Below are 26,609 nucleotides of genomic sequence, written 5' to 3'. Positions count from 1 at the left end.
GGGCGGTGCCCCGGTAGATTGTTCTACCGGGGCACCGCCCTTTTGAGTTATTAGCTCTGAAATGTTGCGAGCCTTACGCCGCCTGACGCTCCGCAGTCTCAACCACGTTCACCAGCAGCTCCGCGCGGGTCATCGGGCCCACGCCTCCGGGGTTCGGGGAAACCCAGGACGCCTTCTGCGCAGCCTCCGGGGAGACGTCACCGAAGAGCTTCTTCTTGCCGGTCTCCGGGTCCTCAGCGCGGGAAACACCAACGTCCAGCAGGATTGCGCCGTCCTTGACCTGATGAGCCTTCAGCACGTGAGGAACACCCACAGCGGCAACAATGACGTCAGCCTCGCGCAGCACCTCGTCCAGGTTCTCGGTACCGGTGTGCGCCAGGGTTGCGGTCGCGTTCACCTCGCGGCGGGTCAGCAGCAGACCCAGCGGGCGACCCACGGTAATGCCGCGGCCGAGCACCACAACGTTCTTACCGTTCCAGTCGATGCCGTGGCGCTTGACCAGTTCAATGACACCGTTGGGGGTGCAGGGCAGCGGGGAGTCCAGCGGCTCAGAAACGTTCAGCACGAGCTTGCCGAGGTTGGTCGGGTGCAGGCCGTCAGCATCCTTCTCGGGGGCGATGCGCTCCAGCACACGGTTGGTGTCCAGGTGCTTGGGCAGGGGAAGCTGCACAATGTAGCTGGTGCACGCCGGGTCGTTGTTCAGCTTGTCGATCTCTGCGTCGAGCTCTTCCTGAGTGATGTCACCGGGCAGGTCCACACGGATGGAGTTAATACCGATCTCTGCGCAGTCGCGGTGCTTAGCGCCCACGTATGAGCGGGATGCGGGGTCGTCACCGACCAGCACGGTACCAAGGCCGGGGGTAATACCCTTAGCCTTGAGCGCCTCGACGCGCTCCTTCAGCTCTTCCTTGATGGCTGCGGCGGTTGCGTTACCGTCTAGAATCTGGGGCATTATTTTTCCTTCCATAGATTGCGGCGGGTTCGCCGAAACGGATGGTCTGTGTGTTGGGTTCTAGGGTGTGCCCCTAGAGGTACCACTCCCCCGCTACGTCCCTGAACGGGTGTAGCGGGCAGGGCGGTAAAAGTAAGAGGGCGAAATAACCCCGCCCGCTCAGCACCTACGAAGGGATGCTGAGCGAACGGGGTCATTCATGGGTCTACCAGTTCTCGCTGCCCTGGTAGAGGGGGTACTTGGCGCACAGTACCTCAACGCGGGCACGCAGCGCAGCGATGTCCGGGTTCGGCAGCAGTACGGAAGCGATAATGTTGGCTACCTCGGTGAAGCCCTCGGCGTCGAAGCCGCGGGTCGCCAGCGCGGGAGTACCGATACGCAGACCGGAGGTCACCATCGGCGGGCGCGGGTCGTTCGGCACGGCGTTACGGTTGACGGTAATGCCAGCGGCGTGCAACAGGTCCTCTGCTTCCTTGCCGTTGAGGGCGTGGTCGCGCAGGTCAACGAGCACCAGGTGAACGTCGGTACCGCCGGATGCGATCGACACGCCGGCGTCCTTCATGTCCTGCTGCAGCAGGCGGTTCGCCAGGATCTGTGCGCCCTCAACGGTGCGCTTCTGACGATCCTTGAACGCGTCAGATGCGGCGACCTTGAACGCGGTAGCCTTCGCAGCAATAACGTGCATGAGCGGGCCGCCCTGCTGGCCGGGGAACACTGCGGAGTCAATCTTCTTCTTCAGCTCCTCGGTGCAGAGGATGAAGCCGGAACGGGGGCCACCCAGGGTCTTGTGCACGGTGGAGGAGACCACGTGTGCGTGCGGGACGGGGTTCGGGTGCAGACCCGCAGCCACCAGGCCCGCGAAGTGAGCCATGTCCACCCACAGGTACGCGCCGATTTCGTCAGCAATCGCGCGGAACGCAGCGAAGTCCAGCTGGCGGGGGTACGCGGACCAGCCGGCAATAATGACCTTGGGACGCTCGGCAAGAGCCAGTTCACGCACCTGCTCCATGTCAACGCGACCGGACTCATCCACACCGTACGCCACGACGTGGTACAGCTTGCCGGAGACGTTCAGCTTCATGCCGTGGGTCAGGTGGCCACCGTGTGCCAGGGACAGACCCATGATGGTGTCGCCGGGGTTCAGCAGTGCATGCATGACGGCGTTGTTCGCCTGCGCACCGGAGTGGGGCTGAACGTTGGCGTGCTCAGCACCGAAGAGTTCCTTCACGCGGGAAATAGCGAGGGACTCAACGATGTCAACGAATTCGCAGCCGCCGTAGTAGCGGCGGCCGGGGTAACCCTCAGCGTACTTGTTGGTCAGTACCGAGCCCTGGCTTTCGAGGACGGCACGGGGGACGAAGTTCTCGGATGCAATCATCTCGAGGGTGTTCTGCTGGCGCTTGCGCTCCAGCTCAATGGCTTCTGCAACCTCGGGGTCGAGGTCGGCGAGGGGCATCTCGAGGATCTTCTGCTCGGACATTACGCTCCTGGGAGTGTTTTTTCGTTATCTTCGGTCGCTCATCATCGGGGCTACCGCAGCGTACGCCGGGCGGTCTTCAGGAGGCGGCGGGCGCCTCCAGTTGAAAACCCTGAATGAAAAAATATGAGCTACACCTCATAATACCGTAAAGCCCGCTTTCCTTCGAGAAGGAAAACGGGCTTTACAAAGCATCACGATGAAGTTTTTACGGCGTCGGCGCGACACCAGCGAGGGGCATAGAACACACCCCGGCAGGCTGATCGGCGGCCGTTAAGTGGGTCTACAAACCCTACGCCTGACGCAGGATAGCGGAAGCATACTCCAGGTACGCCTCGCGAGCGCTCTCCTTCTTACCGCCAGCCACCAGCTGGGTCTGCACCACGTAACCGGTCAGCACCGACAGCACCGCGGCACCGATAACGGTCAGCCACTCTTCAAGCTCCTCTTCGGTGAAGTCCAGCTCAGCGGCACCCCAGGCGCGGTAGCGTTCCAGGGACTGATCGCGCAGGTAGCTCAGCTGCTCAGAGACGACGGTCGCCAGCTGCGGCATTGCCACAGCCTCGCCCCAGGTGACGAGCAGGTGACGGCGAATCTTGGGAGTGTCCAGCACCTTCAGGCACCCGAACACGTAGTCCCAGGGCTGTTCGGCGCGGATGCGGTCGAAGGGCGCCATGTCCATACGGGCTGCCGCCAGGATGATCTCATCCTTGGAAGAGAAGTGGTTATAAATCGCTCCGGCAGACAGGCCGGTGGCCGCAATAATCTCGCTCATCGAAGCCTTTTGATAACCGTGCTTGATGAAGCATTCGCGGGCGGTCTCTACAATCTGAGAACGCCTGTTCTTTTTGTATTCTTCGCTGACTTTAGGCACAACCTAATCCTAGCGAATTTTTAGCCAATCCGTGCGCATCCTGGTCGCCGTTGACGCGCCCTCATGCGTAAATCCGGCGCAAAATAGAGCAAAAATTCTATAAATACGACTGCCCACAATACGGATGCACGGGCACCCGGTATAAAAGCGGGGCCCCCCGGGTTTACCCCAGGATGCCCCGCTCACAGCAGGCAGCTCAGCGCGTACTGAGCCCGCTACACGTGTTTAGTGGAAGAAGTGGCGGGTACCGGTCAGGTACATGGTCACGCCAGCAGCCTTAGCCGCCTCGATAACTTCCTCGTCGCGGATTGAACCGCCCGGGTGCACAACGGCACGCACGCCGGCGTCCAGCAGTACCTGCAGGCCGTCAGCGAAGGGGAAGAACGCGTCGGATGCGGCAACCGCACCGCGGGCACGCTCGTTACCTTCACCGCCGAGGGTGTTCGCACGCTCAACCGAGAGCTTGCAGGAGTCCACGCGGTTCACCTGACCCATGCCGATGCCCACGGCGGCACCGTTATCGGCAAGCAGAATAGCGTTGGACTTGGGCGAACGCAGTGCGCGCCACGCGAACTCGAGGTCGCGCAGGGTTGCCTCGTCAGCTACCTCACCGGCAACCAGGGCCCAGTTCTTCGGGTCGTCACCCTCAGCCTGCAGGCGGTCAGCCTCCTGGAAGAGTGCGCCACCGGAAATGGGGCGGTACTCGATAGCTTCACGGGCAAAGTTCTCGGGCAGAACCAGCAGGCGCAGGTTCTTCTTCTCACGCAGGATCTCCAGCGCCTCGGGCTCGAAGCCGGGAGCCACAATCACCTCGGTGAAGATGCCCTTGACGGTCTGAGCCATAGCGGCGGTCACCGGGCGGTTAGCGGCAATCACGCCACCGTATGCGGACAGCGGGTCGCAAGCGTGCGCCTTCGCGTGAGCGTCCGCAATCGGGTCAGCCGCGCCGGGGGTTGCCACAGCAATACCGCAGGGGTTGTTGTGCTTGATAACGGCAACAGCCGGCTCGTCGAAGTCGTAAGCGGCACGCAGAGCGGCGTCAGCATCAACGTAGTTGTTGTAGCTCATCGCCTTACCGTGCACCTGCTCCGCCTGAGCAATACCGGGGGCAGCGGCGGGGTCAACGTACAGGGCGGCACGTTGGTGCGGGTTCTCGCCGTAACGCAGGGTCTCGCTGCGCTCAAAGCCCAGGCCAGCGTACGGGGGCCAGAAGTTAGCGTCCTCATCCTGCAGGAACTGGGATGCGGTCCAGGTAGCCACAGCGGTGTCGTATGCGGCGGTGTGGGCGAATGCGCCAGCGGCTAGGCGGCGGCGCTCGTCCAGGGAGAAGCCACCATTCTTAGCGGCCTCAACGGTGCGCGCGTAGTCGGCGGGGTCCACCACAATAGCGACGGCATCGTGGTTCTTCGCGGCAGCGCGAACCATGGAGGGGCCACCAATGTCGATCTTCTCGATGATGGCGTCCTGACCGGCACCGGATGCAACGGTCTCAACGAAGGGGTACAGGTTCACAACCACCAGGTCGAACGCCTCAACGTTCAGCTCGTCGAGGGTGTCGATGTGCTCCTGCTTGCGGCGGTCAGCCAGAATACCGGCGTGGATGCGCGGATGCAGGGTCTTCACGCGGCCTTCGAGGCACTCAGGGAAACCGGTCACTTCGGTGACCTCGGTGACGGGTACGCCTGCTGCCGCGATGGTGGATGCGGTAGAGCCGGTGGAGACCAGCGCGACGCCAGCCTCGTGCAGGCCGCGGGCAAACTCCTCCAGACCGGTCTTATCGTAGACGGAAATGAGGGCGCGGCGCAGGGGCACGCGATCGAGCTCAATGAGAGACACAAATACTCCGATGCTTTAGACGTGCGCGCCGGTTCTCGGCGGCACAGCTGGTGGATGGACGTAGCCTGCCCGGACAGACAGGATATGTGTGGGGGGGGTATTCCCCGCCGCTGTGCGTGACGCTAAGGTGAGCGCGTCAAATGGGCACAACGGAACGTGTGTGGGCGGCGGGGTTTGAGCTCGGCTCATTCCGCCGCGAAAAATTTAGTGGGCGGAATTAGCTGTCAGATACAGTGCCGCGGGATTCAGCGAGAGATGCGATGGTCTGCACGAGCAGGCGGCGCTCCTGCACCTTAATGCGTTCGTGCAGGGTTTCTTCGGTGTCGTCATCCAGAACGGGCACTGCCGCCTGGGCGAGGATGGGGCCGGTGTCAACGCCCGCATCCACAAAGTGGACGGTCAGGCCGGTAATCTTCACACCGTGCGCCAGGGCGTCACGCACGCCGTGCGCACCCGGGAAGGAGGGCAGCAGGGCGGGGTGGGTGTTGATGATGCGGTTGCTGAAACGCTCGACCAGCTGCGCGTCAACAATGCGCATGAAGCCGGCGAACACAATGTAATCGGGGTCGTAGGAAGCGATCTTTTCTTCCAGCGCGCGGTTCCAGGAGAGGCGGTCGGCGTAGTCGCCGGGCTGCACCAGGAAGGTGGGTACACCCGCCGCCTGGGCACGTTCAATACCCAGACAGGGCTTGTCGGCGCCCACTGCCGCAATGTCGAGGGGAAGCTCGCCCGCTGCTACAGCGTCGAGGATGGACTGAAGATTCGTTCCGGAGCCGGATACCATAACCACAATTCGCACCCGACTAGTATAACCCGTCTCACACCCTTATCCAAAGGGGTAAGAGGTTCACAACAGGCCCAAAGGTAAGCACAAAGAAACCCCGGCGGGATGAATCCTCACCGGGGTTCGCTGGAGTTCATGGGGCTTCACCGGGGTTTGCTGGGCGCAAAATCAACAGGTCGCGAACTCAATAGGTCACGGGCGGACGGGGCGGTACCCTTATAGGTATGTCTACTTCCCCGCAGAACACTCCAAACAACGCACCGAACAACGCACCGCAGCAGCCCGCCTCGGACAACGGTGCACCGCAGAACCAGCAGGTTCCACCGCGAGCGCCACAACAGGCGCCGCAGAACATGATGCCGCAGCCTCGAGGACCTCAGGGTAAGAAGCCGCGCAAGCCCATCGACCCCATCGAACAGCAGAAAGCGAATATTCGCACCTCGCTCATGCTGATTGCTGCCGCGCTGGTAATTTTTGCGGCGTCTTCCTTCGTGCTCTCCACGATGCCGCTTTTCTTAGCGCTCTTCATCTTCGCGCTCGCCGGCATTACCCTGAGCATTATTGCGATTGTGCGCACCGCCGTCTACCGCGGCCCCTGGTTCTTCTACATTGCCGCGGGCGTCAGCATTATCTACGGCGCAATGACCCTGCTCGGCGGCATTGGTCTTGCCCTCATGCCCGGCGCGCAGGAGTACCGTGAGTGCCGCGCCGCCGCGCTGACCCAGACCGACATGTACACTTGCGACCAGAAGTTCCAGGGCACGATGGACAAGCTCACCGGCACGTCCAGCTCTAGCTCTTCTGCAGCTCGTTAGGGGTTCTGCGCGCTAGTTCTTCTTGCGGGCGTTAGAACCCTGCGCATTAGAGCCCTGGGACTTCGAGGAGCTGACATCCAGCGGGGGCAGCTCCACGGTAGACGCCTCATCGGTCACCAGCGGAAGGATGCCGGTCTGGCTACGAACCTCAAAGATGCGGCTCATCGCCTGATCAGCAGAGAGGACATCCAGCTCACGATCCACAAAATCACGCTCTAGGTCGTTCTTCTGCTTCTTGCGTGCCGCCTTGGCCGTCTTCTTCGCCTCACGCTTCTGCGCACGCTCAAGCGCGCGGTCGTTGGCGCGGTCCTGCGCGGCAGATTCAGCGTGGGCGGCATCAGCCGAGTTATCCTGCACTGATTCATCCTGCGCTGCGTCATTCTGTATTGCGGCGGGCTGCTCAAGACCAAAGCCGAAGTACGCCATGATGCGGCTCGCGCGGCCCTTAGAACGCAGCGCCTGCTCCGCGGGCTCTTCGACAGCGCTCGCACGCTCAGTAGCCACAGGTTCAGCAGCCTCGTAGACGGGCTCCTGGATCAGCTCGCGAGTCTCCTCCTCGGAGGGGTCATGAGCGTACACGGCGGGGTCATAGGTGCCGTATTCGTCAGCAACGTGCTCGTTGGAGGCAGGCTCAACAGATGCTTCAATGCTCTCGTAATCCTCAGCCTGCCCAGAGTCAACGTAGGCAGAGTCAGCGTGGGCGGAGTGCAGGTAATCGACCTGCTGAACGGCCTCAATCGGCTCGTACTCCTCAGCAGAATGCTCTTCAGTAGCAGCCTCTTCGGAGGCGGGCTCTTCAGCCGTCTCTTCGCGCTCTGCAACAATCTCGGCGAAAGCGTCCGCCGCCGCACGCTGCGCCAGCTGTTCGGTCGCCTCCACGGGGACGGCAACCACCGGCTCCTGCGGATGCACCGGAACATGACCGGTCGCCACCTCAGGCACAACAGACTGTTCAGATGCTACAGGCTGCCCAGATACTACAGGTAGCTCGGGCTCAGCAACGTTCTCGGAAGCCTCCGCACGTGCTGCTTCCTCAGCTTCACGCTCAGCAGCCTCACGCTCTGCAGCTTCCTCAGCCTCACGCTCCATACGCTCCGCACGCGCCTGCGCACGCTCCTCACGACGCTGCGCAAAACGCTCACGGGTCGAGGCAGTAAAACTCATCAGACGCTCACCCAGATTCGGGCGCTCATCCGCAAAACGAGGCAGCTCACGGCTGCTATCCGGCACCAGGGCGCGGCTCAGCAACATACCGAAAGTCACGCCGGCACCCACCGTCAACGCGGTATGCGCCGCAAACGTCAGCGGCTCAGCACCAACCTCCGTAAAACGACCAATACCCAGAGAGCCGTACGAAATCCAGCCCAGCCACAAGGCACCAAACGACGTCAGAATACCGGTCATCATGCCCAGCACCACCGCAGAAATCAGCGCAGACAGCGGGCGGAACGGAACCTTCAGGGCAACCCACTCATCCAGGTGATCCTCACCCTCACGCAAGAACCACCAGCCAGCAATCGCACCGGCACCCAGCGGCACCAGCAGGCCCACCAGACCGAACGTACCCATCGACTCGGGCACAGCACCCAGAATCGGAAGCATCGGCAAAGTACCGGCATTGCTACTGGTCAAACCAACCGAGGTACCCGCACCAAAGGAGAAACCGGCACCGGTCGACCACGCAATCGCATAAATCACCAGGTTCGGCAAGAAACCCAGCTGCAGCAAAGTCACTGCAGTATCGCCCACAGCGCCCGCATGCAGCTCCTGGTAGGTGGCAACAATCTGCGACCAACCCGCCAAAATACCGATACCCAAAAGCACCGCACCCAGACCGACCAGCGCAACAAAAGCAACCACCGCAGCACGCACCACAGCCCAGGCATACGAACCCGCCCAACGCGAATACTGACTCATCTGCGAAATCTGCTCCGCAGTATCAACACCCACCATGCGCGAGAGCGAACGCGCCTCACGGTAGCCACCCCACATCAGACCAGCCACCACAATACCCAAAGGCACCAGGGCAGCATTCAACGCCTGAAGAGGTTGCGGATGCGGGCTCGCCCAACCGTACATCGCCGAACTAATCAGCGCATACGTCACCGAACCGGACAGCACCGGAATCAAAAACTCACCCTCATACGAGGCGCGCGCCAGGCGACGACCCGAACGATAGCAGAGCAGCAGAGGCAGAATACTCAAGCCCAGCGGCACCAGCGTCATCGTGCCGGCAGAAGCACCAAAAGCAGCCGCAAGATCCAAGGGAACACCGTGAATCAGAAGCCACAGGTGCGCCGACATGGCGGCCACGGAGGAGAACTCCATGTCGCCAAAACCCTTGGTCGCCCACACGGCAGACATCGCCGCAAACACAGCAAGCGCAGAGAACAGGGCAGTAACAATTAGCTCAACAACACCCTGAAGCCACAGAGGCATGGGCATGGAATAACGCGAGATAGGTGAGGTGCTTTTCATCGTCCTTCAATCATGCCACGAATTAACGATGAAACCCGCCTCCGATTAACACTCGAAAGCGGGTTCTCACAACTATTCACACAGGGATGCACGTGAGGGCGTGCATCCGGCGAAGTTTTAATCCTCAGTCCACGGATTGGAAGCCTGAACACCCCAGGCGCGGTACACCTGCGCCTTAGAAGAAATCAGTTCCAAATCATAGGCGCTCGCGCTCGCCGCCATCAGACCCTCCAGAGCGGCGGTAGGCAGCGGACCGGCATCATCACGACCCACGGCATGCACGCCGAGCGGCGCCTGACGACCAGCCCACTCAAGGCTCACGCGCGCATCCACATTAATAACGTGGTCGCCAAAGCGCTCAAGAAGTTCGGTAATCCAGCGATCAGTTTCAGGGTAGGGGTACAGGCCCTTCAGCTCACCAATACTCAGCACAGAAATGTACATGTGCCGGAACGAGCGGCGGCGCAGAAAAGCGACCACGGCGGGGTCAGGATCCGCCTTACGGATCTCCGCAAGAACGTCGGAGTCCAGGAGCATACCGGAGAAATTCATACCCCTAATGCTACGCTACGCGCAGACCGGCGTACTGAATAGCGGGGATGCCCTCGGGGTTCGGCAGAAGAAGGAAGTTCAGGAACTCGTCGCGCTTAGAAGAAATGCGGGAGTAATCGTCAATGCTGACTGCGGTGTATCCGCCTCGCGCAGGGACAGCTGCGGCACGCAGGCTTTCCTGGTAGGAGCGGGAGGGGTTCAGAGAGATTGCTGATTCGGTTGCAGAGCCGTTGTACATGTGACAACCTGCGCCGTGAGTGGCGCGATCCTTTCGCATTGCTCTTGTCTGTACCAAATACCACCGGTTATTCCGGTGGTGAATACAAACCGCTTCGTCATCCGAGCCACCCGTGAACATGGGGTTGGCGTTCGACCATAGTCGGAGCTTATCAGTCGAAACTCTTGAAGCTGGGTTTAGCTTACAGCATTTTCTCAAGTTAAGTAAAGCGTTTTTTGAAAGAGATTTAGATTATTAGCATTTTGGCTTGTAGAAACGTTTTTAATAGCGGGAATTTTTGATACTGCGCGGAATATCTTATGTGAATACCGGTGTTTTTATGCGTTAAAAACTCCCCCACCACAAATACGAAATACGCCCTAAACCACCGCTCAATAGTCGCCCCGGCAGCCAGCCCGGCTGTCAGCCCGACAGCAGCCAGCAAATGACCGGCAACAAGGCGCATACCCGCACAATACGCGATAATGAGCTGGTGAGCGCCAACATCCCCTTCCCCGAAATTCCCGTCACCGTACCGCAGATCATTCGCCAGGCCGGGCACCGCACCTACCAGCGCGGTGTCGCCTACCAGCGCAACCGCGAAGTCATCCGCTACAGCTACGACGAAGACGAGCGAACCCTCACCGGGCTCGTCAACGGAAGCACCATCATCCCCTACGAAGTGACCATTCGCTTCTTCCCCGCCGTCAGCGGCTCCGCAACCTTCACCGCCCGCTGCACCTGCCCCGTGCTCACCGACTGCAAGCACGCTGTAGCGCTCATGCTCACCGCGCTCGACCGCGCCTCCGTAGCGAAAAAGGCACTCAGCGAACACCCCGGACCGGTCGGTGTGCCCGGTGCCGAGGCAAAGGAGGCGACAGAGGCAAAGGGATCCGCAGATTCAAAGAGCGCGGACGTTGCGGAGGCGAAGAAAGCCGCCGACCCGCTCGCGGCGCTACGCGCCTCCGGTGCACTCACCACCGCGGCAAAACTGCCCACACCCGATGCAGCGACTGCCGAGCCTGAAAACCCCCAGGGAAGCTTTGCGCTCAACGAGCTAGGAACCTCCCCGAGCCTGCAGGCAGAGGCATCCGCCACCAAAATCTCGGCATGGCGACGCGACCTCTCCTCCGTTCTTTCCGCACGTCAGGACCTTGCGGGCATTGATTCGATGCGTGTGAGCGGTGCCCTGGATTTCTCGCTGAGTGTCTCCGGTTCCTACGCGCGCGGCCGCAATATGCCCGGCGCAACCCCCAGCATTAACCTGCTCGCCCGCCCGCTCATGGCGTCCAAAACCGGGCGCTGGATCAAGGGCGGACTCAGCTGGGAAACCTTCGCCTCCAGCGTGGGCGGACCCGTCGGGCGGCACGAAATCTACCCCGAACACGAGCGATTCTTCGCCGAGCTCTACTCGATTGCCCGCCCCTGGCAAAACATGTATTCCTCACACCGCGACTGGATCTCAATCAGCGCTTCTGCCTCCACTCTGCTCTGGGATGTACTCGCCCGCGCGGAGGATATTGGCCTGCCTCTGCTCGTCAACGGTCGCGAAGTGAACTACGCCGTGCTGAGCCCCGCGCAGGTGCGCCTGCACGCCGCCGCCAGCGAAGAGAAACACGCAGAAGGTACCGGGCTGCAGCTTCAAGCCGCGCTCAGCTGGGAAGGACGCGAAGGCGAACTACTGCGCCAGCTCTGGCTGCCCGCCGCGCACTGCCACCCCATCGGCACCCCGCGCACCGGCTTCTTTGCCCTGGGCGGGCTCGCCCAGCAGGAGTACGAGCAGGCGGCAAAGGCGGTGCACTGGAAGACCGTGCGCCCCGGCGCACTGGATGAAGTGGGGCGCGAATCTTTCGTGCAAAAGGACGCGCAGGAGGCGCCGACTGAGGAAGCTGAGAATAGCGCACCGACGATTGCCCCAGTACAGGGTGAACGGGTGCGCTACTCCCCCGCCGTGCCCGAACTGCCCGAGGGCGTGGAGCTGGCGCTCATCCCCCTGGTCGAGCCGCTCGATGCCGCCTCCGAATCGCTCATTAGCGCCGGAACCGTGCACATTCCCGCCGCGGAACGCGCCACGTTCCAGAAGGAGTACCTGCCCGCGCTCAGCCGCTCCATTCCCTCGCTGACCCCCGATCCGGCGCTGGCACTACCTCGCGTGAAGCCACCGCATCTGGTGCTTGACATCAGCTTTGACGAGCAGGTACGCCACGACGCGCAGCTGAGCTGGCGTTGGGAGTACCCGCTGAACCCCTTCGCTGAGGACAGCGTGGATGAGGCGAGCGCAGAGGAGGCGAGCACCCAGAATCCTGCGGCGGGCTCCGATGTGTACTCCCTGCCCGTTTTCGGTTACCCCGGTGAAGAGGGTGGCGAGGTTCGCGATGAGCGTTTTGAGGCGCGCATACTGCGTTCGGTGCGCGCCATTCTTGCCGCTCACCCGGCGCTTTCCGGGCTGGAGGAGCGCCGCATCGAAGGCTGGGAAACTCGCGAGTTGCTCAGCGCGATTCTGCCGAAGCTTCGCCGTGTTTCCGCTGTTCAGGTGCGTTTTAACGGCACCCCACCGGAGTTCGTGGAGGCAACCGACGCGCTCATTGAAATCACCGTGAACGAGGGCAATTCTCGCGACTGGTTCGGCCTGGGCATTGCGGTGAAGGTCAATAATTGGACCGTGCCGTTTGCCCAGATTTTTGAGGCGCTCGACCGCGGGGCGGACCGTATTCTGCTCGGTAACGGCACCTACTTCTCGCTGCGTCGACCCGAGTTTAAGACCCTGCGCACCCTCATTGCGGAGGCTCGGGAACTCGACGATGCGGGCGGTGAGCTGCGTATTAACCGGCACCAGGCGGGGCTGTTCTCTGAGCTGGAGTCGCTGGCGGCGAGCGTGCATACGACCGCGCGGTGGGATGCTCAGGTGCGTTCACTGCTGGAGCTGGTTGAGGGCTTGGAGGATGCCGAGGAAAGCACCGAAGAGAACTCTGAAAAGGGCACTGAAAAAGCACTCGACAAGGGCACTCAGGGTTCCCCCGCGCCGCAGAAGGCTTCCCGCCGGGTTATCGCTCAGCGCCCGGTACCCACCGGCCTGCAGGCAACCCTACGCCCCTACCAGGTGGAGGGTTTCCAGTGGCTGTCGTTCCTGTACGAGCAGCGTCTGGGCGGTATTCTCGCCGATGATATGGGTCTGAGTAAGACCGTGCAGGCTCTCGCCCTGCTCGCCCACGCGATCGAGGAGCACCGTGCCGCCTCCGAACGTACCACCGAGCGCGGTGAGAGCGTCGAGCCGTTCGCACCCTTCCTCGTGGTTGCGCCGACCTCCGTCATCACCAACTGGGCGGCGGAGGCGGAACGCTTCCTACCCGAGGCGAAGGTCGTGACCATCACCGAAACCACCGCCGGTAAGACCCCGCTGGCCGAGCGGGTTGCCGGGGCGCACCTGGTGCTGACCAGCTACACGCTGCTGCGCATGGACGAGGACGCATACACCGGCTACGCCCGCACGCTAGGCCGTACCGTTGACGAGCGCACGGGCGAACAGTCCGCCCCCGAAGGCTGGGGTGCACTCCTGCTGGACGAGGCGCAATTCGTCAAAAACACCGGCACCCGCGCCTGGTCCATCGCCCGCGCGATGCCCGCCCGCACCAAGATCGCGATGACCGGCACGCCCATTGAGAACAACCTCATGGAACTGTGGGCGCTGCTGGCGATTGTAGCGGACGGCCTGTTCCCCTCCGCCCGTGCGTTCCGTGACCTGTACGCTCGCCCGGCGGAATCCGGCGAGGACCCTGCTCACGCCGCGGCGACGGCTGCTCGTCTGCGCCGGCGCATCCGCCCGCTCATGCTGCGCCGCACCAAGGAGCTGGTGGCGGCGGAGCTTCCGGCGAAGAACGATACGCGCGTGAACCTACCGCTGGCTCCCGGTCACCGCCGCATCTATGACACGCACCTGCAGCGTGAACGCCAGAAGGTGCTGGGTCTGCTGGAGGATATGGACAAGAACCGGTTCACGATCTTCCAGTCGCTGACCCTGCTGCGCCGCCTGGCGCTTGATGCCGCGCTGATTGATCCGGACGCCTACGCCGGGGTATCGTCGGTCAAGCGCGACTACCTGGTTCAGCAGCTACCCGATCTGCTCGAGAAGGGCCACCGTGTGCTGGTGTTCAGCCAGTTCACCGGCTACCTCAAGAGCATTTCGGCGCGCCTGGCGGAGGAGGGCATCAGCCACCTGTACCTGGATGGTTCGACCCGCAACCGTGCCGAGGTCATCGAGGCGTTCACGAGCGGTCAGGAGCCGGTGTTCCTCATATCGCTCAAAGCTGGCGGTTTCGGTCTGAACCTGACCGAGGCGGATCACGTGTTCATTATGGATCCGTGGTGGAACCCCGCCGCCGAGCAGCAGGCGGTGGACCGTATTCACCGCATCGGCCAGGACAAGGAGGTGCACGTCTACCGCCTGGTTGCCGAGGGCACGATTGAGGAGAAGGTCATGCAGCTCAAGGAGTCGAAGGCCGCGCTCTTCGATGCGGTGGTCGGTGAGGGCGAGTTCGCCTCCGCGGCGGTGACGGCTGAGGATGTGCGTGAGCTGTTTGCGCCGGCTGTCGAGCGGTAGTCGCCCTCGAGTCTGAGCGGTAGCCCTCGAGTCTGAGCAGTATTTATGGCCCCCGTCATTTTTGTCATTTGGTTACGCCTCCGGCTAGATTCACGCCCGATTCTGGCCCGGCCCTTCTCAACGGGGGCTCTGAGGCGTAGCCTTGAAAGACTACTTACGGAGGCGCCGCCTCCCCATAGATTCCAAAGGAGCATCATGAGCTACAACGTACCCAACGTAAAGTTCAACGACGGCCGATCCATTCCGCAGCTGGGCTACGGCGTGTGGCAGGTTGAGGACGAGGTCGCCGAGAAGGTTGTGGGCACCGCCCTGGAGACCGGCTACCGCCACATCGACACCGCCGCTATTTACGGCAACGAGGCGGGCGTAGGCCGCGCTATCGCTAACTCCGACGTGGCTCGCGAAGACATCTTCCTCACCACTAAGCTGTGGAACTCTGACCAGGGCTACGAGCGCGCTTTCGAGGCGTTCGAGGCTTCCCTGGAGAAGCTGGGCACCGACTACGTTGACCTGTACCTGATTCACTGGGCTAAGCCGCAGCAGGGCCTGTACCTGGATTCCTGGCGTGCGCTGATTGAGCTGCAGAAGCAGGGTAAGGTCCGTTCCATTGGTGTTTCGAACTTCCCCGAGGAGCAGCTGCGCGAGATTATCGAGGAGACCGGCGTGGTTCCGGTCATCCACCAGATTGAGTTGCACCCCTACTTCTCGCAGGAGGCGCTGCGCGCCGTTCACGCCGAGTACGGCATCGCGACTCAGGCGTGGAGCCCGCTGGGCAACGGCAGCGACCTGCTGCAGAACCCCGTGCTGGCTGAGATTGCGGAGCGCCACGGCGCGACCCCCGCGCAGGTTGTGCTGGCGTGGCACCTGGCTAAGGGCACCGTGGCTATCCCGAAGTCTGTGACCCCTTCCCGCATTGAGGAGAACCTGGCGTCAGTGAACGTGAAGCTGACCGCCGAGGACATCGCGGCCGTGGATGCGCTTTCCACCCCCGAGGGTCGTATTGGCGCTGACCCGGCGAACATCGACTTCTAAGGTATAGCTCGGGCGTATAGCTCGATACACACCTACATAAAGCCCCGACAAGCACTATCTGTGCCTGTCGGGGCTTTATTGTGTTCTCAGGCTTGAGTTTTTAGCGAACGTACGTTCTCGGATTGCTCAATAAGTCGGCGAGCGCTCTGTATCTAGCTCTCGCCCGCTAGTTCTCGTCCTCTACCAGCAGGGAGAGGGAGATGCGGCGGCGCGCCGGGTCGACCTCCACCACACGCACCTGCACGATGTCGCCGCTGCGCACAATGTCGTGCGGGTTCGCCACGTAGCCGCGGCTCATCTGCGAGATGTGTACGAGGCCGTCCTGGTGCACGCCAATATCCACGAACGCGCCGAATGCCGCCACATTCGAGACGGTGCCCTCGAGCACCATGCCGGGGCGTACGTCCTCGAAATGCGAGACGGACTCGGAGAATCGGGCGGTGCGGAAGCTACCGCGCGGGTCCAGGCCGGGGCGGCGCAGCTCGGCGAAGATGTCCTCGACCGTGTACACGCCGGCGATGCTTTCTTCCGCACTGCCCTGTTCGTGGCTGTCCTGCACGTAGTCGGCGGGGTTCAGCCCGGCGAGCGGGTCAGTTCCATCCGAGGTACCCAGGGCGCCGGCAACCCAGTGGGCGCCGTTGCGCGCCTGCGCGTCAGCAATAATGCGGCGCGCGAGCGGGTACGCTTCCGGATGCACGGCGGAGGCGTCCAGCGGCTCCTCACCGCCACGGATGCGGATGAATCCTGCCGCCTGGCGGAAGGTTTTCGCGCCCAGTCGCGGCACGTTCATCAGCTGCTGACGGTTCGCGAAGGGACCGTGTTCGGTGCGGTAGGCGACGATGCGTTCGGCGGTTGCGGTGCCCACGCCCGCCACGTGCGCGAGCAGCTGCACGGAGGCGCTATTGAGGTTCACACCCACGGCGTTCACGCAGTCTTCGACGGTGTCATTGAGGGCGCGGCGCAGGGCGGCGGGCGGCACGTCGTGCTGGTACTGGCCCACGCCGATGGACTGCGGGTCGATTTTGACGAGCTCGGCAAGCGGGTCCTGCAGGCGGCGGGCAATGGAGACGGCGCCGCGTACGGTCACGTCGTAGTCGGGCAGCTCGGCGGCTGCGAGCGCGGAGGCGGAGTAGACGGAGGCGCCCGCCTCGGAGACGGTCACCTTCTGGGGTGCTTCTGTGCCTTCCTCTCGCAGGGTGCGGATCAGTTCGCTGGCGAGTTTGTCGGTTTCGCGGCTTGCGGTGCCGTTGCCAATGGCGATGAGTTCCACGCCGTGCTCGCGGCAGGCGGCGGCGAGCTCGCGCAGGGCTTCTGCCCACTGGTTGCGCGGGGCGTGCGGGTAGACGGTACCCACGCGCAGCGGCTCACCGGTGCCGTCGACTACGGCGTATTTCACGCCGTGGCGCAGGCCCGGGTCCAGGCCGAGGGTGGTCTTGTGTCCGGCGGGTGCGGCGAGCAGAATATCGCGCAGGTTGGAGGCGAACACCTCGGTTGCGTGCTGTGCGGCGGCGTCGAGTAGCTGGTGGCGGATGCGTTCGGCAAGGCGCGGGCGCAGGTGGCTGCGCCATGCGGTGCGCACGGTGGCGGCGAGCCAGCCGAGCACGCGGTCTTCGTCGTCGACGGTGTTGAGCACCTGCACGGGGATGCGCAGTGCGGCGGCGACTTCACGCTCGTATGCAGAACGGACGTTCTCGTAATTTTCGGCGGCAGCCTCAGCTTCGGCACGGGCGGCACCACGCAGGCGGCTGAGCGCCACGGGGGCGGGTGCCACATCCACCTTGAGGCGCACCACGCCGGCGTCCTTGGCGCGGTGCAGCGCCAACACGCGGTGCGGCGGAATAGAACGAATACGGTCCGAGAAGGCGAAATAGTCGGAGAACTTCGCACCGATGCTTTCCTGACCGGCAATCACGCGGGACTCGATCACGCCGCCTTCACGCAGGCGCTTGAGGAGCTTTTCGCTCAGCACCGGGTCGGTGAGAGCACGGTCAACCAGGATCGCACGGGCACTGTCGAGGGCTTCTTCGGCGCTGTGAATCTGCAGGGCTTCGTCTGCCTCAGCGGCCTCAATGCCCTCGTCTTCATCCTCTTCGGTGCCGTCGGTAATGTACGCGGCGGCAATGGCGTGTGCCTCGGCGAGGGGCACCTCCAGCAGGTCTTCGACGAGGGAATCAAGCCCGGCGGCACGCGCCATCTGGGCGCGGGTCACACGCTCGCTGCGGTACGGGGCGTAGATGGCGTTCACGTCTGCAATGGTGGCGGCGTTCATGAGCGAGGAACGCAGCTGCAGCAGGGTGAGCGGGTCGATGAGGCCTTCGTCGGCGCGTTCGGCGAGCGCTTCGAGCACGCGGTTGCGGCACTCTTCGAGGGCACGGAGCTGGCCCAGGCGCGACTGGATGGTGCGCAGCTGGGTGTCGGTGAGTGCGCCCGTTGCTTCTTTGCGGTAGCGGGCGATGAAGGGTACGGAGTTGTCGGCGTCGAGCAGCGCCACGGCTGCGCGGATGCGGTGCGGCGCGATGCCGGTTTCTACGGCGAGCGCGTTGATGAGGTGCTCGGCGGGCTGCTCAGTCTTGCCGCCGGTTTCGTGTTTTTCGCGGTGTGCGGCGCTGCTGGGTTCGTTGCCGGCGGCGCTGCTGGGCGCGGGGTCTGCAGCTCGATCCGCGCGCGGGCGGATGCTGCTCGGGAGGGGGTGTTCGCTCATCCTTCCAGTTTCGCATATTTCGCCGCGGCTCATGGGTTGGCCGGTAATGCTGAGAAAAGAGTCAGCGCGGGGCGTATTTTGCTCGCCTGTGCGGGTGCGGGTAAGCGTATTTTCTATCGCATCTTCTAGTGCAGATTACGAGTCTTTACGCACATTTTGCCCTGTGGGTGCGCTAAACATTGTCATCTTTCCGAAAGAAACCGTGTTAGGGGTTCACATATTTGAATAGTGCTTAGTTTCAGCGATAAATTTAGATAAAAGAGCATATTTTTTTGAAAAAATATCGCTTATTCGTGCAGATAAGAGCTGGACTCACACCACGCAAACACCCTTATCTGCGTGCACACGTTCAGGGTTTTGGCGGCACGGTACGACATGGTGCCGCCACATCCTGCAGATGAAAGAGGGACCCATGCGCGAACAAGCCGCGCTATCAAACGCCCCGGAGGGCTACTTAGATTTTCACGACGAGTACGCGGAACTCATCGCCGAACTCGCCGCGCTGGGGTTCACCCCTACCCAGGTTCTCCGCCGCCTCAACTTTCTGTACCCGCACATCAACAAGAAGCACCTGAACTATGCGCTGGACTCCGGCATCTGGCAGTTTGGCCCGGTCACGGCAGACGCCCCGAGCTACACGGTGCTCGCCTGCGGCCTCTGGTACGTTTTCGCGGAAGCCTACGATCTGCCTCCGGAGCCCGAGTACGCGGCACTAATTCTTGATTGCGATATTATTCACGACCTGCCGTCCGCGCTGGAGGCACGCCACTTCAACAACGAAGACATTGCTCACGTTCTGGCGAAGATTGGCGCAACGCTCAAGTACCTTGCCGCACACCCCTACTCCCAGCTGGAAGAAGAAGCCTACGCGCAGACCCTCGAGGACATCAGGCAGCGCGGTATGAAAGAAATCGGTACCGAGGGCGGTAGCCTGTACACCCTGCTCGCCGCCAGTATGGAGGGCGAATCCGCGTGGCCTGCCCCCGCACAGACGGTCAACGATTACCTCGGTGACGGCGACTGGTCCCTGGGTATGCTCCGCACCGGCATTTACCCGGCGGAGGCGCTCGAAAACGAATGGTACATTGACGCCGCGGCGGTACCCGAGGATTTTGCGTCGAAGACTCTGAGCCTGTTTTTGAGCTATTGCGCCCGCTACGACCGCGAGCCGACGGCGCTGAACTACGGCTACTGGTCTACTATTCCCACGCTCATTGAGCAGGTGCCGCCCCTGGGTGCGGTACGTGCCAAGTTCGGCTCCTGGCAGACGACCCTGCACCGCGGACGCACGCAGATTGCCCGCGAGCTGCGACTGTGGACGAGGAACGAAGCCAACGCAGCTGCCCTGGAGTCGGGTGCCGCTGAGTCGAACGAGGCCGAGGCGAGCGTTGCTGAGTCGAGTGCCGCTGAGGAGCTTGAGCTCCTCGATGCTAAGCTAACTAACGCTGACGCTGAGCTGACTAACGCTGACGCTGAGCTCCCCGAAACAGAACTAGCAGAGCCGGCAGAGCCCGCGCGTCTGAGCGCCCGCGAACTCACCGAGCAGGGCATCGGCGTGGTGCAGACCGCCCACACCGACCTGGCGGCATACCACCGCACCCAATGGGAGCAGACGGTGGAAGTCTTCGGCGAACGCCTCGCGCAGCTTGCCTGGAACCGCCGCCTGAGCACCTACTACTTCTTCGATGGAGCCTGCCTGGAAGATGCCGACCCGACCCCCGTGGTGACGGTTTTCCGCTCCCCCACCGGTTTCCTCTGCGAGCTTGAACCCACCGTCGAGGCGTTGCCCGCCTTCGACCCGGAGTTCCTGCAGGAGCACGGCTGGAGGCACCCGGTACCGGTGCATGCGCTATGGAATCTGCACGCGCTCGATCCGCTGGAGGCAGCTGCCGCCGTCATTGAGGCGATGCGTTCCGGTTGCGGTTGTGAACGCTGGGATTTCTACCGCACCGATGATGACAACGACCCGCTTGCCGAAGAGGCGGAGGCGACGCCCCTCTAAGCGCGCACTCCCGCAGCCTCTCGGGTTCATCCCTGGAGACAGTGAAAGCCCGCGTCCCCGCTCCCTGAAAGGAGCAGGTGACGCGGGCTTTACGCATGCGCTGATAGCCGGTACCGAGATAACCGGCACCGATAGCCGGCGTGGCTTAGCGTGCCGAGAAAATCTCGGACGCCTCCACAATCGCAATCTGCGCGGTGAGGGTCGAGATTGCCTCTTCGCGGCGTGCATCAGCGCGGCGCTTGAAGACCCAGCCGATACCCAGAATCACGAACCAGATGGGCATCGCGAGCAGACCCATGAGGGTTTCCTCGTTCATGGTCAGCACACCAATGGTAAAAGCGAAGAACGCCAGAGCCAGCCATGCGGAGAAACGGCCGCCGGGCAGACGGAACTTCGACTTCCTGTGGCGCGAGGGGAACTTCTTGCGGTACATCAGGTAGCTGACCATAATCATGGTCCACGCAAAAATCACGAGCACCGCAGCCACGGTGGTGACAAGGTTGAACGCACGAGAGATCGAGTCGCCCGCATAGAGCATCACAATCGAGGACAGCAGCATCACGGCGGAGAGGAACAGCGCGTTACGCGGCACACCATTCTTGGAAATCTTGCCCAGGAACTGCGGTGCACTGCGCTCGCGTGCCAGGCCGAATGCCATACGCGAGGTGGAGAAAATACCGGAGTTCGCCGAGGAGGTCGCGCTGGTAATCACCACAAAGTTAATGATGTGCGCGGCGATACCCAGGCCCGCCATGGTGAACATGGCGACGAAGGGGCTCTTATCGGGGCTGACCAGTCGCCAGGGGGTGACCATCAGGATGACGGCGAGCGCGCCCACGTAGAAGACCATAATACGTACCGGTACGGCGTTAATTGCCTTGGGCAGGGTCTTTTCGGGGTCCTTGGTTTCTGCGGCGGTGGTACCGACGAGCTCTGAGCCCATGAACGCGAAGACTGCGATCTGGAATGCACCGAGGAAGCCAATGAAGTGGTTGGGGAACATTCCGCCGTCATTCCAGAGGTTTGCGACGGATGCCTGCGCGCCACTGGGCGAGTTGAAGCCTACGGCGATCATACCGCCACCAACGATAATCAGGGCGACGATGGCGACGATCTTAATCATGGAGAACCAGAATTCGATTTCGCCGAAGTTCTTCACGGAGACCAGGTTCAGGGTCAGCAGAACAGCGATGACAGCGAGCGCCGGAATCCATGCCTGCAGGTCAGGCCACCACATGTGCAGGTAGCCGACGATTGCGATGATGTCCGCGACGGCGGTGACCACCCACATGAACCAGTAGGACCAGCCGAGGAAGAAGCCCGCCATGGGGCCGACGAGGTCGGTGGTGAAGTCAGAGAAGGACTTGTACCTCAGGTTGGAGAGCAGAATCTCCCCCATAGCTCGCAGCACCAGGAAGATGACGGCGCCGATGAGCATATACACGAAAATAACTGAGGGACCCGCCATGGAGATGGCGCGACCGGAGCCCATGAACAGGCCGGTACCGATGGCACCGCCGATTGCGATGAGCTGGATGTGGCGGTTGCTCAGACCGCGGTGCAGTCGCTCTCCCTGTTCGGGAGCTTTAGGATTCAGGGTGACGTTGTTCTGTTCAGTCACGACGTCCTCTTTTCAGCGGTTGTACCCCGTGCCGCATGTGCCGTTACTGGAATAAGAATCGTTAGATCGCAGCGGGCACGGTCACTGTATGAATATGCGGCCATTTGCTTGCGGGGTGTCCCCGGATTTCGGGGCGAGGCTAGAGCTCTATCAGATACCGCGCGGCATTCGGAAGTGTCACGCTATCGATTGACGCGGAGTTTTTCTGAGAGCCCTCACAGCTACTTGGATAGTTATTCTACAGGTGTTAAGTGCAAGAAAACAGGATTTACGGCAAAAATGTGACCTATTTCTATTATTCACGTCATATCAAGCGGTGTAAAAAATGCCGCCCGGAACGTAAACAGGCAGGCACGAGGGCACGCGAAAGCCCCGCCTCCGCATCCTCAAAGAATGCAGAAACGGGGCTTACCAACAGCGCCGCAGAAACACTACATAAACGCTACAGAAAGAGCAGAAACTACTTCTGACCAGCCTTGTCAACAACATTGCCAGCAGCCAGCACACGAGCACGCTTCGCCGCGTGGCGGCGGGTCAGAATCTCGTAGCCAATAGCCAGAGCGATGAACCAGATGGGGGTCAGCGCCAGACCGATTGCGGTGTCCGGATACAGGCTCAGGGCGTAGACCATGACGGCGAAGAAGACCAGGCCAAACCAGCTCATGCCAATACCCCAGGGCATCTTATACTCGGACGCCTCGTGGCGCTCCGGGAACTTCTTACGGTAGACCAGGTACGCAATCAGGATCATGCTCCAGGTGAAGATACCCATCATCGACGCCACGGAGGTCACCACGGTGAACGCCTCCATAATGCCGCTACCGGCGTACAGCATGACCAGACTAAACAGCAGCATCACGGTGGTCAGGTACAGGGCGTTGGCGGGCACACCGTTCTTGGTGAGCTTACCCAGCGCGGAGGGTGCGGCGCCGTCATGCGCCAGACCGTAGACCATGCGGGAGGTCGAGAAAATACCGGAGTTCGCCGAGGACGCCGCGGAGGTCAGCACCACAAAGTTCACCAGGGAGGCGGCAACAGCAATGCCAGCCAGGGAGAACATACCCACGAAGGGGCTCATGGACTTATCCAACTTATCCCAGGGGGTGACGGCGAGGATGGTCAGCAGCGGCAGGGCGTAGAAGAGGCCAATGCGGAAGGGTACCGCATTAATCGCCTTGGGCAGGGTGCGTTCGGGGTGTTCGGTTTCCGCCACGGCGGTACCGACCAGCTCAGCACCCACGAAGGCGAAGAGCGCAATCTGGAAGGCACCCAGGAAGCCCGTCAGGCCCTGGGTAAAGATACCGCTACCGGAGGGGCCGGGGCGATCCCAGAGATTTGCTACGGAGGCGACGGTACCGTCGGGCGCGGTGAAGCTGAAGGCAACCATGAGCGCACCAACAATAATGAGGGCGACAATCGCGACGATTTTAATGACTGCGAACCAAAATTCGATTTCACCGAAGTTCTTCACCGAGGGCAGGTTCAGCAGCAGCAGAGCCACGATAACGGTCAACGCAGGGATGAATTTGGGCATGTCAGGTAGCCAGTATTGCACGTAGCCGGTAATCGCGATGACGTCCGCAATACCCGTGACAACCCAGAAGAACCAGTACGACCAGCCGACGAAGAAGCCGGCGCGCAGACCGAGGATGTCGGTAATGAAGTCGGTGAAGGACTTGTACTTGGGGTTGGAGAGCAGAATCTCGCCCATGGCGCGCAGAACAAAGTAGATAACGCTACCGATAATGGCATACACAAAGACGATGGAGGGGCCGGTCAGGGCGATGGTCTTTGCTGAGCCGAGGAAAAGGCCGGTGCCGATGGCGCCGCCAATAGCGATCAGCTGGATGTGTCGGTAGCTTAGTCCGCGCTGAAGCTTAGAGTGCTCAGCTTCGGAGTCTAGGCCAGTGACGGAGTTGTGCTGCATTGGCTGCTGTGTCACGTGTTTCTCTTTCCTGCGTCGATTCGCCCTAAATTTCACTCGGGGGCGAGTCCGGGTGGTTGGTATTCATGCATAATCCTGAACGGCGCGCCAGGAGGCGGTTCCCGCGCTTCCCGAGCTGGCGCGGTGCGCTTGGGCTTGTGGGCTCCGATTTCGCGGGGCTTCCGATTTCTTGTATCGCCAATAAAAGGTTATGCAGAGAATGCATAATTTCAAATTTTACCCCCTCATACCCACACAAGTACAAGGAATACAACATCACCAGATTTTTGAGACGGGGTGATTGAGACGGGGCGAGTCTGCGGCATACCTCAGCCTCCACCCGAAACACGCCCCGCACCACCCTTAGACTGCACCCCTTCTCTGCAAGCTTCTCCCGGGTTTTCAAAAATATTTAGAAACTTTACGCGTAAAACTTTACAAGGCGAGAAACCGGGTCTAGAGTAGAAACCGTTCAACAAAAGCCTAACCAACCAGCTACAGAACAGAAGGACAACATCATGGGCAAGTTCTCCAACGCAGCACTGCGCATCACCGCCGGCGCACTCATCCTCGATGCAGGTGTCAAGAAGCTCAAGGCTGACGAGGGTACCTACGCCTTCCTGCAGCAGATGGCGGCAACCGGTGTTCCCGCAGTCTCCAAGCTGGACGCAGCAACCTTCGGTAAGCTCATCTCCGGCGCAGAAACCGCACTCGGCGCAACCCTGCTGACCCCCTTCATCCCCGCACGCCTGGCGGGTGCAGGCCTGACCGCATTCGCGGCAAATCTGATGACCATGTACTTCCGCAACCCGGATATGCACGACAAGTACTTCCGCCCCACCCAGGACGGCCAGCAGCTCGCAAACAACATCGTGATGCTCGGCGCGGGTCTGGCACTGCTGGGCTCCAAGAAGTAAGCCCCACAAACTAAACTCACTCAACAACCTCACGAAAGTGCGGCGGGAACAGTATTCGTTCCCGCCGCACTTTTGTATGCAGGCTAAATTTCTATGTTTCTCAGACCGGCATACGCCCGGCTAGTTCAGTCTCACGCCCGGCTAGTTCAGTTTCACGCCCGGCTAGTTCAGCGTCACGCCAGCCCCGCACACTGCGAAACCGCACGGTATAGCGGCGCTACGCTATTCTTTTAGGTATGTCTACTGAGAACACGCAGCCTAGCCAGGCACCCGAATCCACCGAAGAAAAGGCCATGAAGCCGGTTCCCGAGGAGTTCTTCCGCCAGCCCTACTCCTTCGTCCGCCGCGGTGACCGCCTCACCGCACGCCGTCAGAAGGCGTGGGACACCTACTCCCCCACCCACGTGCTGGACATTCCGCGCCTGCGCACCGACACCTCCGTCGCGCCTGAGGCGACCTTCGACCCGGTCAAGATTTACGGCCGTGAGGCGTACCAGGTCGTCGAGATCGGTTCCGGTCTGGGCGAGGCGATTGTGCACCGCGCAGCTGAGGTGCCCGAGGCGAACTTCCTCGCCGTTGAGGTGTACACCCCCGGCATTGCGGACCTGCTGCTGAAGATGGGCAACGCCGGCGTGGAGAACGTGCGTGTGGCTCAGGCGAACGCACCCGAACTGCTCGACAACATGCTTGAGGAGAACTCCGTGGACGAGCTGTGGGTGTTCTTCCCGGATCCCTGGCACAAGTCCCGCCACCACAAGCGTCGCCTGGTGTCCCCGGCGTTCGCTGATAAGGTTGCGCGCGTGCTCAAGCCCGGCGGCATTTGGCGTCTAGCGACTGACTGGGAGGAGTACGCCCTGGTCATGCGTGAGGTTCTAGAGGCGCACCCCGACTTTGAGAACGTGAACCCCGGCGCCGGTGCGACCGAGGAGGATCCGCAGGGTGGTTGGGCTCCGCGTTGGGAGGGTCGTACCCTCACCAGCTTTGAGCGTAAGGCTCAGGAGGCGGGCCGCCGCGCGCACGATCTGACCTACCGCCGCAAGTAAGCACCGCTGCAAGTAAGCGGAGCAGCTCCAGTTACCGCCAGGTGGTTTCCCGCCACCGCGCAAAGTGCATACGTTAAAGCAGGTGAGGCTCCCCGAATATTCGGGGAGCCTCACCTCCTTGTGCGTGGGTCCAAGTGCATACGGGGCGGGGGTCTACCCTACCTCGCGGCGTATGACACAAAGACGCACAAGTCTATATGGGCGGCTGACCAGCTCAAATGAACTAGAAGCGAGCTAGAACAGCCGAACCGTTTCTCCCAGTGTAGCGGGTTTAGCCGGTTTAGCGCTGCGGCTTCGTATCATCCGCCGTAGCCGACTGGTGCCGCTGACGGTACAACACCACAGCCGAAGAACGCTGACGAGGCGCCGGGCGGGTACCGCGGGCAATATGCACCACGTCGCCACTGGTACCGGCAGCGAACACGCGCTCCGCCAGGCCCAGCTTCACCTTCGCATCCTCAACTTGACGCTGCAGCGCCGCAATCTGCTCCTGTTGCGCCTCCACGAGGGACTCCAGCTCAATAATGCGGCGAATACCCTCCAGGGAGACGCCCTCCTGCGAGAGCTGCTGAATCTGCTGCAGACGGTTTACGTCACGTTGCGAATAGCGGCGCGCCTTACCGGGTGCACGCGAAGGCTGGACCAGACCGATGCGGTCGTACTGTCGCAGGGTCTGCGGGTGCATGCCCGCCAGCTCAGCCGCCACAGAAATCACGAAAACCGGCAGGTCCACGCTGTGCAACGGCTTGCCGCTACGGGACTTAGATGATGATTCTCGAGATGCCAT

At 61.8% G+C, this 26,609-nt stretch carries 18 protein-coding genes and 1 riboswitch; of the genes, 6 read left to right on the top strand and 12 right to left on the bottom strand.

Going from position 1 to position 26,609, the window contains the following annotated elements; all coding sequences use genetic code 11:
- Positions 1 to 73: 73 nt before the first annotated feature.
- The 5 genes from HMPREF2779_RS02450 to purN form a co-directional block, all read right to left on the bottom strand.
- Positions 74 to 952 (bottom strand): bifunctional methylenetetrahydrofolate dehydrogenase/methenyltetrahydrofolate cyclohydrolase, encoded by an 879-nt coding sequence (locus HMPREF2779_RS02450; protein WP_005508973.1) that lies wholly within the window; start codon positions 950 to 952, stop codon positions 74 to 76.
- Between the two features lie 205 nt (positions 953 to 1,157).
- A complete protein-coding gene (gene glyA, locus HMPREF2779_RS02445) occupies positions 1,158 to 2,432 on the bottom strand; it encodes a serine hydroxymethyltransferase (protein WP_070686204.1) in 1,275 nt (424 codons plus the stop codon).
- A gap of 289 nt (positions 2,433 to 2,721) precedes the next feature.
- Positions 2,722 to 3,303 carry a TetR/AcrR family transcriptional regulator gene (locus HMPREF2779_RS02440; RefSeq protein WP_070686202.1) on the bottom strand — a complete coding sequence of 194 codons (582 nt, stop codon included), beginning with the start codon at positions 3,301 to 3,303 and terminating at the stop codon, positions 2,722 to 2,724.
- Positions 3,304 to 3,528: 225 nt separating this feature from the next.
- Positions 3,529 to 5,139, bottom strand: coding sequence for a bifunctional phosphoribosylaminoimidazolecarboxamide formyltransferase/IMP cyclohydrolase (gene purH / locus HMPREF2779_RS02435; RefSeq protein ID WP_105360745.1), 1,611 nt, complete (start codon positions 5,137 to 5,139; stop codon positions 3,529 to 3,531).
- 217 nt (positions 5,140 to 5,356) lie between these two features.
- A complete protein-coding gene (gene purN, locus HMPREF2779_RS02430; protein ID WP_233992266.1) occupies positions 5,357 to 5,923 on the bottom strand; it encodes a phosphoribosylglycinamide formyltransferase in 567 nt (188 codons plus the stop codon).
- Between the two features lie 224 nt (positions 5,924 to 6,147).
- On the opposite strand from purN, the gene HMPREF2779_RS02425 reads away from it, so the two are divergent.
- Positions 6,148 to 6,738, top strand: a complete 591-nt coding sequence (locus HMPREF2779_RS02425) for a 4-hydroxyphenylpyruvate dioxygenase (protein ID WP_105360743.1) — start codon at positions 6,148 to 6,150, stop codon at positions 6,736 to 6,738.
- Between the two features lie 12 nt (positions 6,739 to 6,750).
- On the opposite strand, the gene HMPREF2779_RS02420 is transcribed toward HMPREF2779_RS02425, so the two are convergent.
- From HMPREF2779_RS02420 to HMPREF2779_RS02410, 3 genes are all read right to left on the bottom strand, one after another.
- Positions 6,751 to 9,177, bottom strand: coding sequence for a cell division protein PerM (locus HMPREF2779_RS02420; RefSeq protein ID WP_233992210.1), 2,427 nt, complete (start codon positions 9,175 to 9,177; stop codon positions 6,751 to 6,753).
- Between the two features lie 156 nt (positions 9,178 to 9,333).
- A complete protein-coding gene (locus tag HMPREF2779_RS02415; RefSeq protein ID WP_105360741.1) occupies positions 9,334 to 9,768 on the bottom strand; it encodes a PIN domain-containing protein in 435 nt (144 codons plus the stop codon).
- A 10-nt stretch (positions 9,769 to 9,778) separates the two neighbouring features.
- Complete coding sequence (locus HMPREF2779_RS02410; RefSeq protein ID WP_105360740.1) at positions 9,779 to 10,006, bottom strand: nuclease PIN; 228 nt, start codon at positions 10,004 to 10,006, stop codon at positions 9,779 to 9,781.
- 35 nt (positions 10,007 to 10,041) lie between these two features.
- A riboswitch (SAM riboswitch) is annotated at positions 10,042 to 10,176 on the bottom strand.
- A gap of 254 nt (positions 10,177 to 10,430) precedes the next feature.
- On the opposite strand from HMPREF2779_RS02410, the gene HMPREF2779_RS02405 reads away from it, so the two are divergent.
- On the top strand, positions 10,431 to 14,582 hold the full coding sequence (locus HMPREF2779_RS02405; RefSeq protein WP_105360739.1) for a DEAD/DEAH box helicase: 4,152 nt from the start codon (positions 10,431 to 10,433) through the stop codon (positions 14,580 to 14,582).
- Between the two features lie 195 nt (positions 14,583 to 14,777).
- Positions 14,778 to 15,614 (top strand): aldo/keto reductase, encoded by an 837-nt coding sequence (locus HMPREF2779_RS02400; protein WP_105360738.1) that lies wholly within the window; start codon positions 14,778 to 14,780, stop codon positions 15,612 to 15,614.
- 166 nt (positions 15,615 to 15,780) lie between these two features.
- On the opposite strand, the gene HMPREF2779_RS02395 is transcribed toward HMPREF2779_RS02400, so the two are convergent.
- Entirely contained in the window at positions 15,781 to 18,315 is a 2,535-nt protein-coding gene (locus HMPREF2779_RS02395) for a helix-hairpin-helix domain-containing protein (protein WP_199774550.1), read from the bottom strand.
- Positions 18,316 to 18,727: 412 nt separating this feature from the next.
- On the opposite strand from HMPREF2779_RS02395, the gene HMPREF2779_RS02390 reads away from it, so the two are divergent.
- On the top strand, positions 18,728 to 20,317 hold the full coding sequence (locus HMPREF2779_RS02390; RefSeq protein ID WP_105360737.1) for a dehydrogenase: 1,590 nt from the start codon (positions 18,728 to 18,730) through the stop codon (positions 20,315 to 20,317).
- Between the two features lie 145 nt (positions 20,318 to 20,462).
- On the opposite strand, the gene HMPREF2779_RS02385 is transcribed toward HMPREF2779_RS02390, so the two are convergent.
- The gene (locus HMPREF2779_RS02385; RefSeq protein ID WP_105360736.1) at positions 20,463 to 21,938 is read right to left on the bottom strand and encodes an amino acid permease; all 1,476 of its coding nucleotides are present in this window, start codon (positions 21,936 to 21,938) and stop codon (positions 20,463 to 20,465) included.
- A gap of 460 nt (positions 21,939 to 22,398) precedes the next feature.
- Positions 22,399 to 23,865, bottom strand: a complete 1,467-nt coding sequence (locus tag HMPREF2779_RS02380) for an amino acid permease (RefSeq protein WP_105360735.1) — start codon at positions 23,863 to 23,865, stop codon at positions 22,399 to 22,401.
- A 515-nt stretch (positions 23,866 to 24,380) separates the two neighbouring features.
- On the opposite strand from HMPREF2779_RS02380, the gene HMPREF2779_RS02375 reads away from it, so the two are divergent.
- Together HMPREF2779_RS02375 and trmB are read left to right on the top strand one after the other, a co-directional pair.
- On the top strand, positions 24,381 to 24,779 hold the full coding sequence (locus tag HMPREF2779_RS02375) for a hypothetical protein (protein ID WP_070600570.1): 399 nt from the start codon (positions 24,381 to 24,383) through the stop codon (positions 24,777 to 24,779).
- Between the two features lie 236 nt (positions 24,780 to 25,015).
- Positions 25,016 to 25,822 carry a tRNA (guanosine(46)-N7)-methyltransferase TrmB gene (trmB, locus tag HMPREF2779_RS02370; RefSeq protein ID WP_105360734.1) on the top strand — a complete coding sequence of 269 codons (807 nt, stop codon included), beginning with the start codon at positions 25,016 to 25,018 and terminating at the stop codon, positions 25,820 to 25,822.
- A 280-nt stretch (positions 25,823 to 26,102) separates the two neighbouring features.
- On the opposite strand, the gene HMPREF2779_RS02365 is transcribed toward trmB, so the two are convergent.
- A complete protein-coding gene (locus tag HMPREF2779_RS02365; RefSeq protein WP_105360733.1) occupies positions 26,103 to 26,609 on the bottom strand; it encodes a heat shock protein transcriptional repressor HspR in 507 nt (168 codons plus the stop codon).

It is taken from the genome of Rothia sp. HMSC069C03, assembly GCF_001811075.1.
Classification (GTDB): domain Bacteria; phylum Actinomycetota; class Actinomycetes; order Actinomycetales; family Micrococcaceae; genus Rothia; species Rothia mucilaginosa.
Note: the sequence above shows the minus strand (reverse complement) of the source record. Positions and strands in the feature narration are given on the sequence as shown.